11 protein-coding genes are annotated in these 16,345 nt (G+C 71.7%); 7 read left to right on the plus strand and 4 right to left on the minus strand.

The annotated features are described in order from the left end of the window. The first annotated feature begins 120 nt into the window (after positions 1-120). The 6 genes from ACLBX8_RS16445 (at position 121) to ACLBX8_RS16470 (ending at position 7,903) form a co-directional block, all read left to right on the plus strand. Positions 121-1,491 (plus strand): MFS transporter, encoded by a 1,371-nt coding sequence (locus ACLBX8_RS16445; protein ID WP_447699392.1) that lies wholly within the window; start codon positions 121-123, stop codon positions 1,489-1,491. Between the two features lie 204 nt (positions 1,492-1,695). Next, complete coding sequence (locus ACLBX8_RS16450) at positions 1,696-3,465, plus strand: ABC transporter ATP-binding protein (protein WP_026604824.1); 1,770 nt, start codon at positions 1,696-1,698, stop codon at positions 3,463-3,465. A gap of 303 nt (positions 3,466-3,768) precedes the next feature. Continuing rightward, complete coding sequence (locus ACLBX8_RS16455) at positions 3,769-4,698, plus strand: glutaminase (RefSeq protein WP_020092523.1); 930 nt, start codon at positions 3,769-3,771, stop codon at positions 4,696-4,698. Between the two features lie 101 nt (positions 4,699-4,799). Continuing rightward, positions 4,800-6,209 (plus strand): MFS transporter, encoded by a 1,410-nt coding sequence (locus tag ACLBX8_RS16460; RefSeq protein ID WP_447699393.1) that lies wholly within the window; start codon positions 4,800-4,802, stop codon positions 6,207-6,209. A gap of 76 nt (positions 6,210-6,285) precedes the next feature. Then, positions 6,286-6,837, plus strand: coding sequence for a Uma2 family endonuclease (locus ACLBX8_RS16465; RefSeq protein ID WP_447699394.1), 552 nt, complete (start codon positions 6,286-6,288; stop codon positions 6,835-6,837). 52 nt (positions 6,838-6,889) lie between these two features. Further along, positions 6,890-7,903 (plus strand): adenosine kinase, encoded by a 1,014-nt coding sequence (locus ACLBX8_RS16470; RefSeq protein WP_447699395.1) that lies wholly within the window; start codon positions 6,890-6,892, stop codon positions 7,901-7,903. A 54-nt stretch (positions 7,904-7,957) separates the two neighbouring features. Here the strand turns inward: ACLBX8_RS16470 and ACLBX8_RS16475 are convergent, their stop codons facing one another. Next, positions 7,958-9,610 (minus strand): methyl-accepting chemotaxis protein, encoded by a 1,653-nt coding sequence (locus tag ACLBX8_RS16475; RefSeq protein ID WP_447715567.1) that lies wholly within the window; start codon positions 9,608-9,610, stop codon positions 7,958-7,960. Between ACLBX8_RS16475 and ACLBX8_RS16480 the strand changes: the two genes are divergently transcribed. Next, the gene (locus tag ACLBX8_RS16480; RefSeq protein ID WP_447715574.1) at positions 9,492-9,758 is read left to right on the plus strand and encodes a hypothetical protein; all 267 of its coding nucleotides are present in this window, start codon (positions 9,492-9,494) and stop codon (positions 9,756-9,758) included. The two genes, ACLBX8_RS16475 and ACLBX8_RS16480, sit on opposite strands and share 119 nt — an antisense overlap. 71 nt (positions 9,759-9,829) lie before the next feature. Here ACLBX8_RS16480 and ACLBX8_RS16485 read toward each other — a convergent pair whose 3' ends face one another. The 3 genes from ACLBX8_RS16485 to polA form a co-directional block, all read right to left on the minus strand. Beyond that, the gene (locus ACLBX8_RS16485) at positions 9,830-10,801 is read right to left on the minus strand and encodes an NADPH:quinone oxidoreductase family protein (RefSeq protein ID WP_020092528.1); all 972 of its coding nucleotides are present in this window, start codon (positions 10,799-10,801) and stop codon (positions 9,830-9,832) included. Between the two features lie 55 nt (positions 10,802-10,856). Next, positions 10,857-12,944 (minus strand): ATP-binding protein, encoded by a 2,088-nt coding sequence (locus ACLBX8_RS16490; RefSeq protein WP_447715521.1) that lies wholly within the window; start codon positions 12,942-12,944, stop codon positions 10,857-10,859. A 220-nt stretch (positions 12,945-13,164) separates the two neighbouring features. Further along, positions 13,165-16,323, minus strand: coding sequence for a DNA polymerase I (gene polA / locus ACLBX8_RS16495; protein WP_447699398.1), 3,159 nt, complete (start codon positions 16,321-16,323; stop codon positions 13,165-13,167). Positions 16,324-16,345 lie beyond the last annotated feature (22 nt).

The following is a 16,345-nucleotide window of genomic DNA, read 5'->3' on the forward strand; positions in this document are numbered from 1 at the left end:
GCCGGCGCCCGGCAACGCAGCCTCGGGCGCCGCGGCGCCGGCCGCCGCGACCCCGCCGACCCCCGCCGCGCCTGTGCCCGCGCCCGCGCCCGCCCCGCCCCCGGAGAAGGCACCGGATAAGTGACGGTGGCCCGGTTGAAGGTCAGAACCGCCGCCGCCCCCCGCGAGCGCGACGTGCCCCGGCAGGACATCCGTTCCCGTCCGACCCGCCTGAAGGATCAGGCGGCCGAGGCCGCGCGCGCGCCGGCAGCGTCGGCGGTCCACGGCGAACGCGCGATCTCCTCGGCGAGCCGCTACGGCCTCGACGCCTTCGCGTTCTTCGTCGCGAACCTGCAGACCGGGTTCGGCCCGTTCCTGGCGGTCTACTTCTCGCAGGCCAAGTGGACCCAGTCCGACATCGGCTTCGCCCTGACGGTGGGCAGCCTCGTGGCGCTCCTCGGCCAGGTGCCGGGTGGCGCCTTCGTCGACGTCGTGCGCTCGAAGCGCTTCGCCGCCGCCGTGGCGGTCATCGGGATCGCCGGCAGCGCCTTCGCGCTGGCGGTCTGGCCGAGCTTCCTGATCGTGCTCCTGGCGATGGCGCTCCACTCGGCCGCGAGCTGCGTGCTGACGCCGGCCATCGCGGCGATCAGCATCGGCCTGGTCGGGCGCGCCCGGGCCGGCGAGCGCCTTGGCCGGAACGCGAGCTTCGCCGCCCTCGGCAACGCCCTCGGCGCGGCCGGCATGGGCGCCATCGGCTACTACCTGTCGAACGGCGCCGTCTTCTACCTCACCGCCGCCCTCGGGATCCCGACGGTGATCGCGCTGGCGCGCATCCGCGCCCAGGACATCGATCCGGGCGTGTTCAAGGAGCCGGCCCAGGCGGCGGCGGCCTCGACGGCGCCCGCGTCCGGCCAGGACGGCATCCGCGCGCTCCTGACCAACCGCGGCCTCCTGTGCTTCGCGGCCTGCATGGTGCTGTTCTTCCTCGCCAACGCCGCGATGCTGCCCCTCGTCGGCAGCGTCCTGACCCTGCGGGCGAGCGAGACCGCGACCGCGTTGGTGGCGGCCTGCATCATGGTCCCGCAGGCCGTCCTCGCGGTCAGCGCCCCGGCGGTCGGCCGGGCCGCCGAGCGTTTCGGCCGCTACCCGGTGCTGCTGTTCGGCTTCGGCGCCCTCCCGGTCCGCGGCCTGCTGCTCGCCTACACGACTAACCCCTACGGCCTCGTCGCCATCCAGGTGCTCGACGGGATCTCGGCCTCGGTGCTGGGCGTGATGGTACCGCTGATCGTGTCGGACCTCACCCGCGGCACCGGCCGCTTCAACCTCGCCCTCGGTGCGGTCGGGACCGCCATGGGCATCGGCGCGGCCCTCTCGACCTCGCTCGCCGGCATCATGGCCGACCATCTCGGCAGCCACAGCGCCTTCCTGGGGCTCGCGGTCGTCGGCTTCGCGGCCTTCATGCTGGTGGCGCTGATCATGCCGGAGACGCGCCAGCCGGAGCGCGCGGCCTGACCCGGCGCGGCATCGGATTCGCTTGGGTGTTTCCAAGCCGCTCAAGCGGCGTTCAGGTTCTGCGGATAAAAGCGCGACGAAGGTGCGAGCCGGTGAAACATATGGCAACGCTCTCGCGTTGCCGCTGCGGGTCAGACTGCGCCCGCGCTGCACTCCGCCTCAGCCCGTAAGCCAAAGCCGCGCGAATACGGAATGGTCACCGCGATGGAAGAGCTGCACCGATACGCCGACAGGCCCTTCGCCTTCGTCGGACGGTATCTCCGGCGCCGCTGGCTGCCGCACCTGGTCATCCTGATCTCGGTGCTCGGCGCCGTCGGCTTCTCGGTCTCCACCGACTACGCCCTGAAGGGCGTGGTCGACGCGCTGACGAAGGGTCCCGGCCCCGACAACACCGTGATCTGGGGCGCCCTGGCGGTCCTGATCGCCTTCATCGCCGCCGACAACATGCTCTGGCGCGTGGCCGCGCTGACCGGCGCCTTCACCTTCGTGGGCATCACGGGCGACATCCGGCGCGACCTGTTCCGGCACCTGACCGGCCACTCCCCGACCTTCTTCTCCGACCGCCAGCCGGGCACCCTGGCGTCGCGGATCACGGCGACCTCGAACGCGATCTTCACGGTCGAGAACATGTTCGTGTTCAACGTGATGCCGCCGACGGTCGCGGCCTTCGGGTCGATCGCCTACATCGCCACCGTCAACCTCACCATGGCGGGCATCCTGGCGGGCGTGTTCGCCGCCGTCGTCGTGCTGATGTTCAAGATGGCCGCGGCCGGCAAGCCGCTGCACCACGACTTCGCCGCCAAGGCCGCCTCCGTCGACGGCGAGATGGTCGACCTCGTCGGCAACATGTCGCTCGTGCGCGCCTTCTCGGCGTTCAAGCGGGAGGGCCAGCGCTTCGAGGGCACCGTCGCCACCGAGATGCGCGCCCGCCGCTCGTCCCTGCTCTACCTCGAGAAGCTGCGCATCGTGCACGCGGTGCTCACCGTGCTCGCCGTGTTCGGCCTGCTCTACTGGGCGATCCAGATGTGGGAGGCCGGCCAGGCGACGAACGGTCAGGTGGTCCTCGTCTGCACGCTCGGCATCCGCATCCTCGCCGCGACCCGCGACCTCGCGGTGGCGCTGGTCGACGCGACCCAGCACACCGCCCGCCTCTCCGAGGCGCTGCACACCCTGCTCCAGCCCCACGACCTCGTGGACCATCCGGAGGCGCAGCCGCTCAGCGGCCAGGGCGCCAAGATCGAGTTCGAGCACGTCGCGTTCAGCTATCCGGACGGGCGCCCCGTCTTCACCGACTTCGACCTCGTCATCGAGCCCGGCCAGCGCGTCGGCCTCGTGGGCAGGTCGGGCGGCGGCAAGTCGACCCTGTTCTCGCTGATCCAGCGCTTCTACGACGTGCAGAGCGGCGCGATCCGCATCAACGGCCAGAACATCGAGCGCGTCACGCAGGAATCCCTGCGGGAGGCCATCACGGTCGTGCCGCAGGACGTCTCGATGTTCCACCGCTCCCTGCGTGAGAACATCCGCTACGGCCGGCCCGAGGCGACCGACGAGGAGGTCTGGCAGGCGGCCGAGGCGGCGCACTGCACCGACTTCATCAAGGCCCTGCCGGAAGGCTTCGACACGATCGTGGGCGATCGCGGCGTGAAGCTCTCGGGCGGCCAGCGCCAGCGCATCGCCATCGCCCGGGCGATCCTGAAGAACTCGCCGATCCTGCTGCTCGACGAGGCGACCTCGGCGCTCGACGCCGAATCCGAGCAGGCGATCCGTCACGCCCTCGCCAACCTGATGAAGGGCCGGACCGTCATCGCGATTGCGCACCGCCTCTCGACGCTGCAGGATTTCGACCGGATCGTCGTGCTCGACGGCGGCCGCATCGCGCAGGACGGCTCGCCCGACAAGCTGACCCATCTCGACGGCTTCTTCCGGGAGCTGATGAAGAAAGAATCCATGGCGATGGCGCTCGCCGCCGCGTGATGATCCTTCTCGCCGAGCGGACGCACCGCAGCTGTCTTTGCGAGCGCAGCGAAGCAATCCAGTGAGGCACGCGATGCCCGAGCGTGGCGCATCCCTGGGTCGCTGCGCTCGCGATGACGGTGCGGATCGAGTGACGGCCCGGCGGCCGGCGCACGCCGGCCGATCGTCGCGCGGGCACAGCCGCTCCGGTTCCCACGCCCGCCCGGCACTGCTAGATCACCGCGCGGCCGGACCGGACCTTGCATCGCCTGAGACGTCGCGAACCGGCCCGGTTCCGACGCAACGCGACGCCCGAGCCCGACCGTGCCCGACCTTGCCCACGTCATCCGGGAGATCTCCGAGGAGATGGCCCAGCGCCCCGACCGGGGCGCGGTCGCGGACTACATCCCAGAGCTCGCCCGGGTCGATCCCGGCCAGTTCGGCCTGGCGGTGATCGACGCCGAGGGGCAGGTCTTCACCGGCGGCGACAGCGAGACGCCGTTCTCGATCCAGAGCGTGTCGAAGGTGTTCACGCTCACCCTCGCCCTCGGAATGGTCGGCGACCGCCTCTGGAAACGGGTCGGCCGCGAGCCCTCGGGCAATCCGTTCAATTCCATCGTGCAGCTGGAGCGGGAGCGCGGCGTGCCGCGCAATCCCTTCATCAACGCGGGCGCGATCGCGGTCACCGACGTGATCCTCTCGGGCCACGAGCCCCGCGAGGCGCTGGGCGAGATCCTGCGCTTCATGCAGTTCCTGGCCCAGGATTCCAGCATCACCATCGACGAGACGGTGGCGGCTTCGGAGAAGCGCACGGGCTTCCGCAACACCGCGCTGGCCAACTACATGAAGTCGTTCGGCGTCCTCGACAATCCGGTCGACTACACGCTCGGCGTCTACTTCCACCACTGCGCCATCGCGATGAACTGCCGCCAGCTCGCGCGGGCCGGCCGGTTCCTGGCGCATAACGGCGTCAACCCGTCGACCGGCCACTCGGTGGTCTCGGCCGAGCGCGCGCGCCGCATCAACGCGATCATGCTGACCTGCGGCCACTACGACGGGTCGGGCGAGTTCGCCTACCGCGTCGGCCTGCCGGGCAAGAGCGGGGTCGGCGGCAGCATCCTGGCGATCGCGCCCGGCAAGGCGTCCATCGCCGTCTGGTCGCCCGGCCTCGACGCGGCGGGCAATTCCCATCTCGGCCGCATCGCCCTGGAGCGGCTGACGCAGCGCATGGGCTGGTCCGTCTTCGGCGCCTGACGGCTCCGCCGCGCGGCCCGCGTCGCGCCCCCTTGCGCGCTGCACGCTTCCGCGGCACTGCGCCGGCGGGGCGCCGCGGCGCCGAGACGAGGCTCACCGGCATGGCGACGCGTACGGCAGTCCGGGCTTCCGACGAAGGTCTCGATCCCGGCGCCATCCTGGCCCGCCTCGACCGGCTTCCGGCGACGCCGTCGGTCTGGCGCCTCGTGGTGCTGCTCGGCCTCGGCTTCTTCTTCGAGCTCTACGACCTGCTGTTCACCGGCTACGTCGCGCCGGGCCTCGTCAAGGCCGGGATCCTCACGCCGACGACCCCGGGCCTGTTCGGCGCCAGCGGCGTCGCGAGCTTCGTGGCGGCCCTCTTCACCGGCCTGTTCATCGGCACCATCGCCTGCGGCTGGCTCGCCGACCGGTTCGGCCGGCGGGCGATCTTCACGTGGTCGCTGCTGTCCTACACCGCCGCCAACGTGGTGATGGCCTGCCAGAGCGACGCCTTCGGCCTCAATCTCTGGCGCCTGATCGCGGGGATCGGCCTCGGCCTGGAGATGGTGACGATCGGCAGCTACCTGTCCGAGCTGGTGCCGAAGGCGATCCGGGGCCGGGCCTTCGCCCTGTGCCAGGGCATCGGCTTCACCGCCGTGCCGGTCGTGGCGTTCCTGTCCTACCTGCTGATCCCGGCGGCACCCCTCGGCATCGACGGGTGGCGCTGGGTGGTGCTGATCGGCGCCTCGGCGGCGATCGTGGTCTGGTGGATGCGGGCGGGCCTGCCGGAGAGCCCGCGCTGGCTCGTCGAGCACGGCCGTCTGGCGGAGGCCGAGGCGGTCCTGCGGCGGCTGGAGGCGCGGATCGCGGCCGAGCACGGCGGCGCGCTTCCCGCACCGGCCGCGCCGGAGCCGGTGCAGCCGCGCGGCGCGTTCCGCGACATGTGGGTCCAGCCCTACCGGCGCCGCGCCCTGATGATGGCGGGGTTCAACGTCTTCCAGACGGTCGGCTTCTACGGCTTCGCCAACTGGGTGCCGACCCTCCTGGTGGCCCAGGGCATCACGGTGACGTCGAGCCTCGCCTACACGGCGCTGATCGCGCTCGCCGCCCCGGTCGGGCCCCTGATCGGCCTCGCCATCGCCGACCGGTTCGAGCGCAAGCACGTCATCGTGGCCGCCGCCCTCCTCTACATCGCCTGCGGCCTGGCCTTCGCGCAGACGCGGGACGTCACCGTCATCGTGGCGCTCGGCATCGGCCTGACGCTGGCCTCGAACGTGATGTCGTACAGCTTCCACGCCTATCAGGCCGAGCTGTTCCCCACGGGCATCCGGGCCCGGGCGGTCGGCTTCGTCTATTCCTGGAGCCGCTTCTCGGCGATCTTCACCGGCTTCGTCATCGCGTTCGTGCTGCGGGAGGCCGGGACGCCGGGCGTGTTCCTGTTCATCTCGGCGGCGATGCTGGCCGCGGGCCTGCTCGTCGGGCTGCTGGGGCCCCGGACGCGGGACGTCGCGCTGGAGAAGATCGCGGGGTGAGGCCCGTGAGGAGCACAGCTCCCGGCAAGCCGAATCCGTGCTAACCTCGGGCATGGTCGCTCAGCCGAGATCCCGGATGACGGTCGACGAGTTTCTCGCCTGGGCCGAGGGGCAGCCGGGGCGCTTCGAGCTGGTCGATGGCGAGGTGTTCGCGATGTCGCCGGAGCGCGTTCGGCATGCCGAGGTCAAGGCGGCCACCTATCTGGCGCTCCGGTCCGCACTGAAGCAAGCGGGGAGCGCCTGCTACGCGCTGCCGGATGGCATCAGTGTTCGCGTCGATCGGGATACGGTCTTCGAGCCCGACGCCCTCGTTTACTGCGGGATGCGCGCTGACCCCGATGCGACCGAGATCACCGATCCCGTCATCGTCGTCGAGGTTCAGTCGCCGGGCACACGCGCGGTGGACTCGGGCCTGAAATTGACCCGCTACTTCGGTCTGGAGAGCGTCATCCACTATCTGATCGTGGATCCGGTGAAGCGTCTCGTCATCCATCACCGCCGCGCGCAGGGCGGCCTGATCGAGACCCGCATCGCGATCCGGGAGACGCTGGACCTGACGCCCCCCGGCCTGCGCCTGCCCGTGCCGGAGCTGTTCGCCGACCTCGCGCCCGCCGACGACGGCGCTTGATCCGATCCGAGGCGGATGCCACAGCGGCGCGAACGCGAATCAGGACGCCCGGATGACTGCACCCCTCGATCTCCTCGTGCTCGGCAACGCGATCGTCGACGTGATCGCCCGCACGGACGACGCCTTCCTGTCGGCGCAGGGCGTCACCAAGGGCGCGATGCAGCTCATCGACGAGCCGCGGGCCGAGGCGCTGTTCCAGGCGATGGGACCGGCGACGATCGTGTCGGGCGGCTCGGGCGCCAACACCGCGGTCGGCGCGGCGCTCCTCGGGGCCAAGACCGGCTTCGTCGGCAAGGTCCGGAACGACGAGCTCGGCGGCCTGTTCAGCCACGACCTCAAGGCGACCGGCGTCGACTTCGCCGTCCCGGCCGCCGCCGAGGGGCCGGCCACCGCCCGGTGCTTCGTGCTCGTGACGCCGGACGGCGAGCGCACGATGAACACCTATCTCGGCGCCTGCCAGGGCCTGTCGCCCGACGACGTCGACAAGGCGCTCGTGAGCGCGGCCCGCGTCGTCTATCTCGAGGGCTACCTGTGGGATCCGCCGGCCGCCAAGGACGCGTTCCGCAAGGCCGCGCAGCTCGCCCATCAGGCGGGCAACGCCGTCGCGCTGACCCTCTCGGACGCGTTCTGCGTGGGCCGCTACCGCGACGAGTTCCTCGGCCTCGTGCGGGACGGCAGCATCGACATCCTGTTCGCCAACATGGCCGAGCTGCAGAGCCTCTACGAGACCGAGGATCCCGAGGCCGCCGTGGCGGCCCTGCGCGACGAGCGCAACGCCCGCGGCCGGCACCTGCTCGGCCTCGTCACGCGCTCGGCCGACGGCGCCCTGGTGGTTCAGGGCGGCGAGGTCCGGGCCGTCGAGGCGAGCCCGGTCCAGACCGTGGTCGACACGACCGGCGCGGGCGACCTGTTCGCGGCCGGCTTCCTGGCCGGGCACGCCCGCGGGCTCGACAACGTCGCCAGCGCCCGCCTGGGCACGCTCGCGGCCGCCGAGGTCATCCAGCACATCGGCGCCCGCCCGCAGGCGGACCTGGTCGGCCTGGCCAAGGCGCGCGGGCTCCTCTGAGCCGGCGCGCCGGGCGCGCGGTCGGAGATCCGCGTCCGCGCCGATCCGGCGCGCTCAGGCCGCGCGGACGGTCGCGAGGAAGCGCGTCACCTCGTCCCTGAGGTGGCCGGACCGGTTCGACAGCTCCGAGGCTGCCGTGAGAACCTGATCGGCCGCCGCTCCGGTCCCCTTCGCCGCGTCGGCGACGCCCGTGATGGTGCTGGTGACGTCCGCTGCCCCCTGGGCGGCCTGGGAGACGTTGCGGACGATCTCCTGCGTCGCGGCGCCCTGCTGCTCCACGGCGCCGGCGATCCGCGTCGCCACCGCGCTGAGTTCCTGGACCCGACCGCCGATGCGTCCGATCGCCGTGACGGCGTCGCCGGTGGAAGACTGGATCCGGGCGACGTGGCCGCCGATCTCGTCGGTTGCCCGCGCGGTCTGACCGGCCAGTTCCTTCACCTCCGCGGCCACGACGGCGAAGCCGCGGCCCGCCGCGCCGGCCCGCGCCGCCTCGATCGTGGCGTTCAGCGCGAGGAGATTCGTCTGCTCGGCGATGGTCGAGATCAGGGTCACGACATGACCGATCTGGATCGCCGCCCCGTTCAGCTCTTGGACCAGATGCGCGGTCGCCTCCGCGTCCGCGACCGCCGACTGTGTCAGTTCCGTCGAACCCGCGACCTGGCGGCCGATCTCCTGGACGGAGGCGCCGAGCTCCTCGGCCGCCGCCGCCGCGACGCTGACGGTGCTGGCGGCGCGTTCGGCCGCGCTCGCCACCCGGATGGAGCGATCGGCGGTGTCGGCGGCTGCCTCGTTCATGGCCGAGGCCGTGTCCTGCAGCGCGGCGACGGCGGCCGAGACCGTGCCGATGATGCCGCCGACCGTGCCCTCGAAGGCGTCGGCGATCCGGTGCATGCCGCTCCGCCGCTCCGCCTCGGCCGTGGCGCGGGCCTGTGCGGCGTCGTGCTCGAGCGTGCGCGCCCGGATCAGGCCGTCCTTGAAGACCTGGACGGACGCCGCCATGACGCCGATCTCGTCCCCGCGCTCGGAACCGCCGACGGCCGCGTCGAGGTCGTCGGCCGCGAGCCGACCCATGGTTCCGGCCAGGGACCGGATCGGGCGGGCGACCCGGTGCCAGACCCACCAGACCGCCGCGCCGGTCATGAGCAACCCGATGACCGCGAGCGCGACGGTGACGGACCACGCCGTCCGGAACGCGTCCTCGGAGCGCTGGACCGAGACGTTCGTGCCCTCGGCGGTGACCTGGGCCAGATCCGCCAGGGCATCGAAGGCGGCCACGAGCGGCGGGCGGGCGGGCGCGATGGCGTCGCGGGCCGCGTTCCGGTCGCCGCGCCTGAGCGGGGCGAGGATCGCCTCCTGGGCGGTGCGATAGACCTTCCACCGCCCCTCGAACGCGTCCCAGAGCGCGCGCTCCCGGGGCGTCGTCGCGCGCGCGCGGTAGCTCTGGAAGGCCTCGGGGATGGACCGATCCATCTCGACGAACTCGGCATCGAGGTCCCGGTTCTCACCGTCGTCGACGGCGACCACCTTGCGGATCGTCGTCGTGTGGTACCGCAGCATCAGGAATCGAATCGTATGGAGATCGTTGTCCTTGCGCACCCAGACGTCGCGGGTCTCCACGGCGGCGGCTTTGATGGCCTGTATCTGCATCAAGCCGACGGCCGAGCTTGCCAGAAACAGCAGAAAGCCGACGATCGAGGGCAGTATCAGCTTCGATACGATACTTCTTCGCAGTCTCATCTCGGGTACCACAGAGGACGACACCGTCGCGTCGGGATGCATGAAGATGAAAGACAGATTTTTCCGCAACCTCTACTGCGGCAGCGATCTGCGCCGCAGATCGGCGCGGAACGCATAGCGCGTCGCCCGCCGACTCCGCGCCGCGGGTCGCGCGCCGATCCGGGCTGAAGCGGGCGGCCGCGCCCCGGGTCAGGGCCGCAGGAGAACCTTGCCCACCGCCGCGCGGCGGGTCAGGAGGCCGAAGGCCTCCGGGTACTCCGCCAGCGGGTAGACGCCGTGGACCTGCGCGGTGAGCCTGCCCGCGGCGACCCAGTCGAGGAGCCGGCGCTGATCGGCCCGGTGCGCCTCCGGCTCCCGGTCCAGGAAGGCGCCCCAGTGGACGCCCTGCACGTCGAGTTCCTTGAGGAGCATCAGGTTCAGCGGCAGCCGCGGGATGGCGCCGGCGGCGAAGCCGATCACGAGGAAGCGCCCGCGCCAGCCGAGCGCCCGCAGGGCCGGCTCCGCGTAGGCGTCGCCGACCGCGTCGTAGACCACGTCGATCCCGCCGCCCGAGATCCGGCGCAGCTCGTCCTTGAGCGTCGCCGGATCGTAGACGACGCCCGCCTCGGCGCCGTGGGCGCGGGCGACCGATAGCTTCTCCTCCGAGGAGGCGCAGGCGATCACCCGGGCGCCCATCAGCCGGCCGAGCTCGACGGCGGCGAGGCCGACGCCCCCGGAGGCGCCGAGGACCGCCAGCCACTCGCCGGGCCGCAGGCGCGCGCGGTTCGCCAGGGCGTGGAGCGAGGTGCCGTAGGTGATGGTCAGCCCGGCCGCCTGCTCGTCCGGCACGGCGTCCGGCACCGGCGTGAGCCGGGCGGCGTCGAGGGCGATCAGCTCCGCGCAGCAGCCGTGCCCGGCATGGACGATCACCCGTTCGCCCACGGACACGCCCGCGGCGCCCTCGCCCAGCGCCTCGACCACGCCGACCCCCTCGCCGCCCGGCGAGAACGGCAGGGTCGGCTTCACCTGGTAGCGCCCGGCGGTGATCAGCGTGTCGAAGAAGTTCAGGGCCGCCAGCCGCATCCGCACCAGCGCCTGCCCGGGGCCCGGCACCGGGTCGGGCCGCTCGACGATCTCCAGATGCTCCGGCCCGTCGAGCCTCGTGCACAGCAGCGCCCGCATGGCGTCCCTCCTCCCCGGCGTGTCCCGGCCGATCAGGCCCGAACCGACCGTGCGGTCAAGCCGTTCCGATCATCTCGCGGATGCGGGCGCCCAGCACCTCCACCACGAACGGCTTGGTGATGACCTGCATCCCGGCCTCGAGGGGCCCGTTGCCGAAGACCGCGCTCTCGGCGTAGCCGGTGACGAACAGGACCTTGAGGCCCGGGCGCGTGAGCCGCCCGGCCTCGGCCATCTGGCGCCCGTTCATGCCCCCCGGCAATCCGATGTCGGACACCAGCAGGTCGATGCGCACGTCGGATTGCAGCACTTTGAGGCCGGCCGCGCTGTCGGCGGCCTCGATCGCCGTGTAGCCGAGATCCTCCAGCACCTCGGTGACCAGCATGCGCACGGTCGGCTCGTCGTCGACCACCAGCACGGTCTCGCCCGGCGCGGCCCGCGGCGGCGCGCCGACGGCGGCGTGCGCGTCCTCCTCGGCGACCGCGCCGCGGTGTCGGGGCAGGTACAGGCAGACCGTCGTGCCCCTGCCGACCTCCGAGTGGATCCGCACCTGGCCGCCCGATTGCTGCGCGAAGCCGTAGATCATCGACAGGCCGAGGCCGGTGCCCTGCCCCAGGGGCTTCGTGGTGAAGAACGGCTCGAACACCTTGCCGACGATCTCCGGCGCCATGCCGCTGCCGGTGTCGGTGACGCACAGCGACAGGTACTGGCCCGGCGGCATGTCGTGGCGCCGGGCGGCGCGCTCGTCGAGCCACGCATTGGCGGTCTCGATCGCGATGCGGCCGCCCTCCGGCATCGCGTCCCGGGCGTTGATGCACAGGTTGAGGAGTGCGTTCTCGAGCTGCGGCGGGTCGACCAGGGCCGGCCAGAGGCCGGGCGGCGCCACGACCTCGACTACCACGGCGGGGCCCACGGTGCGGCGGATCAGCTCCTCCATGCCGGCCACCAGCCGGTTCACGTCGGTGGGCTTCGGGTCGAGGGTCTGGCGACGCGAGAAGGCGAGCAGCCGGTGGGTCAGCGCCGCGGCCCGTTTCGAAGCCCCCTGCGCGGCGCTGATGTAGCGGTCGACGTCCATGACGCGGCCCTGGCCGAGCCGGGTCTGGATCAGCTCCAGCGAGCCGGAGATGCCGGCGAGCAGGTTGTTGAAGTCGTGGGCGATGCCGCCGGTCAGCTGGCCGACCGCCTCCATCTTCTGCGACTGGCGCAGGGCCTCCTCGGCGGCGGCCAGGGCGTCGGCGCGCTCGCGCTCCGCGGTGAAGTCGCGGCCGACGGCGTTGATGACGCCCTCCCCGGGCCGGGCCGCCCAGCTGATCCAGCGATAGCCGCCGTCCCGGTGGCGGTAGCGGTTGTCGAAGCGCGCGAGGCTCGACCCCGCGGAGAGCTGGCGCGCGCCCTCGACGGTGCGGTCGAGATCGTCCGGGTGGACGAAGGCGATGAGCTTCGTTCCGATCAGCTCGTCCGGGCGCCAGCCCAGCACCTCGGTCCACGCTGGGTTCACCGCGGTGATCGTCCCGTCGAACAGGCAGCGCAGCATCATGTCGGACGAGAGCGTCCACAGGGCGTTGCGGTCGGCCGTGCGCTCCTCGACCTGGTGCGCCAGGGTCGCGTTCAGGTCGCGCAGCTCCGCGAGCGCCGCCTCGAGCCGGCCCTGGCTCTCCTTGAGGGCGGCGTCCGCGAGGACCCGGCCGGTGGTCTCGTTGGTGAGGATGAACAGGCCGGCGACCCGGCCCTCGGCGTCGAGAACCCGCGAGTACGAGAAGGTCCACCACGTCTCGCGCGCGCCGCGGTCGGTGTCGAGCTGCCACGGCAGATCGACGAAGCGCTCCGGGCGGCCCGCCATGGCGGCGTCGATGATCGGTTTGGCCTGATCCCAGGCATCGGCCCAGACCACGTCGAACCGCTCGCCCATCGCCCAGGGCAGCCGCGGGCCGAGCAGCGGGAAGTAGGTGTCGTTGAAGAAGAAGTGGAGGTCGGGCCCCCAGGCCAGGATCATCGATTCCGGCGAGTTGAGGACGAGCGACAGGGCCGCGCGGAACTCCGCCGGCCATGTCTCCGGAAGCCCCAGGGGATGACCCGACCAGTCGCGCGCGCGGATCATGCGCGCGGCCTCGCCGCCGCCGGAGAGGAAGGGGAAGGGGTCGGTCACGGGCTCTGAGCGATGCAGGTCATGGGCGTACGGCGTATGACCGTCTTCGGCGGCATCTCCAAGCTGCCCGGTCGCGGTTCGACGACGTCGTCTCAGCGCGCCGCCGTCCTCGCGAGCGGAGCGAAGCGACCCAGGGCTACGGGACGTCGGAAAGCGCGGCGCCGACGGGATCGCCTCGCTCCGCTCGCGAAGACGGCCGGCTGAGCCTCGGTCCGACCCGTCAATGCGCCTCCTGCCAGTTGCCCGCCGCGTTGGCCTCGACCACCAGCGGCACCTTCAGGGTCAGGGCCGGCGCCGGCGCCTCCTCCATGACGCCGCGGATGATCGGGATCGTCCGCTCCACCTCGTCCTCGGCCGCCTCGAACACCAGCTCGTCGTGCACCTGCAGCAGCATGCGCGCCCTGAGCTTCTTCGCGGCGAGGGCCGCCTCCATCCGCGTCATGGCCCGCCGGATGATGTCGGCGGCCGAGCCCTGGATCGGCGCGTTGATCGCCTGCCGCTCGACGCTGGCGCGCTCGGAGGGGTTGTTGGAGCGGATCTGCGGGTAGTGGCACACCCGGCCGAACAGGGTCGTGACGTAGCCCTTGTCGCGGCAGCTCTTCTTGGTGGTCTCGATGTAGTCCCGGATGCCCGGGAACTGCTCGAAATACTGCTTGATGAACGCCGAGGCCTCCTCGCGGCCGATGCCGAGCCGGTCGGCGAGGCCGAAGGCCGAGATGCCGTAGATGATGCCGAAGTTGATGGTCTTCGCCCGGCGCCGCAGATCGGGGGTCATCGCATTGAGCGGCACGCCGAACATCGCCGAGGCGGTCGCCGCGTGGATGTCGATCCCGTCCTCGAACGCCTTCCGGAGCTCCGGGATGTCGGCCATGTGGGCCAGCAGCCGCAGCTCGATCTGCGAGTAGTCGGCCGAGATCAGCCGGTTCCCGGGCGCGGCCACGAAGGCGCGGCGGATCCGGCGACCCTCCTCGGTGCGGATCGGGATGTTCTGCAGGTTCGGCTCGGAGGAGGACAGCCGCCCCGTGGTGGTCGCCGCCAGCGAGAACGAGGTGTGGACCCGCGCCGTCTCGCGGTCGGCATGGGCCTGGAGCGCGTCCGTGTAGGTGGATTTCAGCTTCGAGAGCTGCCGCCATTCCAGGATCTTCTTGGGCAGCTCGTGGCCCGCCTGGGCCAGCTCCTCCAGCAGGGTCGCGGGCGTGGCCCACTGGCCCGACGGCGTCTTCTTGGCCCCCGGCAGACCCATCTTCCCGAACAGGATGTCGCCGATCTGCTTCGGCGAGCCGACGGAGAATTTCTCGCCGGCATCTTCCTGGATCTCCTCCTCCAGGCGGACGAGGATCTGCGAGAAATCTCCGGACAGGCGGCTCAGCATCTCCCGGTCGACGCGGATGCCGCGCTGCTCCATCCGGGCGATCACCGGCAGCAGGGGCCGCTCCAGGGTCTCGTAGACGGCGACCCGGTGCTCGGCCACGAGGCGCGGCTTCATCATCCGCCACAGGCGCAGGGTCACGTCGGCGTCCTCGGCCGCGTAGGCAGTGGCCTTGTCGATGGCGACGCGGTCGAACGTCACCTTGTTGCGGCCGGTGCCGGCCACGTCCGAGAAGGTGATCGGCTGGTGGCCGAGATGCCGGCGGGCCAGCTCGTCCATGCCGTGGCCGCCCTTGCCGGCGTCGAGCACGTACGAGATCAGCATCGTGTCGTCGAACGGCGCGACCTCGATGCCGTAGCGGGCGAGCACCACCCAGTCGTACTTGAGGTTCTGGCCGACCTTCAGGACGCCGGGGTGCTCGAGGAGCGGCTTCAGCCGGGCGACGGCCTCCTTCAGGGGGATCTGGCCCGGCACCGGCTCGACCACGTCGGAGGGCGCGGCGCCCTCGCCGAACAGGTCGGTGGCGTCCGCCTGCACCTTGGCGGCCTGGACGTGGGCGAGCGGGATGTAGCAGGCCCGGCCGGTGGCGACGGCCAGCGAGACGCCGACGAGGCCGGCCCTGTGGGCATCGAGCGAGTCGGTCTCGGTATCGACCGCGATCACGCCGGCCTCCTCGGCCTCGGCGATCCAGGCGTCGAGCTGCTCCAGCGACGAGACCGTCTCGTAGGCGGCGGTGTCGAACGGCGCCACGGATTCCGCGGCCCGTGCCGCCACCACGTTGCCGGGCGTCGCCTCGACGGGCGCCCGGGGCTTGGCGGGCGCGTCCGGCAGGTCGAGATCGGCGAAGGGATCGATCTCGCCGCCCTCCGGCGGGGCGGCGCCCGGCGGTCGCTCGGCCCCGGCGGCCGCGGTCTCGGGATCCGGCGGCACGGAATCGCCGAAGAACGGCACCGCGTCGCTGCCGCCGGCGGCGTTGCCGTAGCCGTGCGGCCGGGCGCCCGGCAGGAGCCGCGGATCGGGCTTCACCGCCTCGGGATCGACGTGCAGCATCTGGGCGATGCGGCGCGTCAGCGTGTTGAACTCCATCGCCTTCAGGAAGCCGACCAGCTTCTCGGGATTGGGCTGAGGCACGCCGAGGTCGTCCAGCGGCACCGGGACCGGTACGTCCTCCATCAGCGCCACGAGCCTGCGCGACAGCTTGGCCTGATCGACGTTGGCGAGCAGCGTCTCCCGCCGCTTGGGCTGCTTGATCTCGCCCGCCCGCTCCAGCAGGGCCTCGAGGCTGCCGAACTCCTTGATCAGCGCCGCGGCCGTCTTCAGGCCGATGCCGGGCACGCCCGGCACGTTGTCGGAGGTGTCGCCGATGAGCGCCAGCGCGTCGCCGATCTGGTTCGGCTGCAGGCCCTCCCACTTGGCGACGATCGCCTCGACGTCGAGGTTGCGCTCGGGCCGGTAGCCGGGCTTGCCCTTGGCGCCCGACTCGAAATCGTAGAACCGCACCTGCGGCCCGACGAGCTGCATCAGGTCTTTGTCGGACGAGACGATGATGACGCCCGCGCCCCGCGCCTCGGCCTGGCGGGTGTAGGTGGCGATGAGATCGTCGGCCTCGTAGCGCTCCAGCTCCACCGCGTGCAGGCCGAAGGCGCGCACCGCGTCGCGCATCAGCGGCATCTGGCGCTTCAGGTCGTCGGGCGCGTCCGGGCGGTGGCCCTTGTAGTCGGGGAACATCTCCTTGCGGAACGAGCCCTCCGACTTGTCGAAGACGATCCCGAGATGGCTCGGCATGGTGCCGGCGGCGCCGTCCTGCAGGAACTGCGCGATCTTGGTGCAGAACAGCCGCACGGCGCCGGTGGGCAGCCCGTCGGAGGGGCGCGAATTGTACTTCTGGTCCTGGTTGATCGACTGGAAATAGGCCCGGAAGATGAAGGACGAGCCGTCGACCAGGATCACCTGATCGCCGGGTCCGACGGGCTTGGTCTCGGGGCTCGAGTCGGGCTTCGAGTCGGTCATGGGCTCAGGCGGCTCGGGGCGA

Source organism: Methylobacterium sp. D48H (assembly GCF_053345715.1).

What these genes read in the sequence shown, in the direction of transcription:
- ACLBX8_RS16450 (WP_026604824.1), top strand. Translation starts at nt 1,696, where the DNA reads ATGGAAGAGCTGCACCGATACGCCGACAGGCCCTTCGCCTTCGTCGGA.
- ACLBX8_RS16460 (WP_447699393.1), top strand. Translation starts at nt 4,800, where the DNA reads ATGGCGACGCGTACGGCAGTCCGGGCTTCCGACGAAGGTCTCGATCCC.
- ACLBX8_RS16465 (WP_447699394.1), top strand. Translation starts at nt 6,286, where the DNA reads ATGACGGTCGACGAGTTTCTCGCCTGGGCCGAGGGGCAGCCGGGGCGC.
- ACLBX8_RS16470 (WP_447699395.1), top strand. Translation starts at nt 6,890, where the DNA reads ATGACTGCACCCCTCGATCTCCTCGTGCTCGGCAACGCGATCGTCGAC.
- ACLBX8_RS16485 (WP_020092528.1), bottom strand. Translation starts at nt 10,801, where the DNA reads ATGCGGGCGCTGCTGTGCACGAGGCTCGACGGGCCGGAGCATCTGGAG.
- polA (WP_447699398.1), bottom strand. Translation starts at nt 16,323, where the DNA reads ATGACCGACTCGAAGCCCGACTCGAGCCCCGAGACCAAGCCCGTCGGA.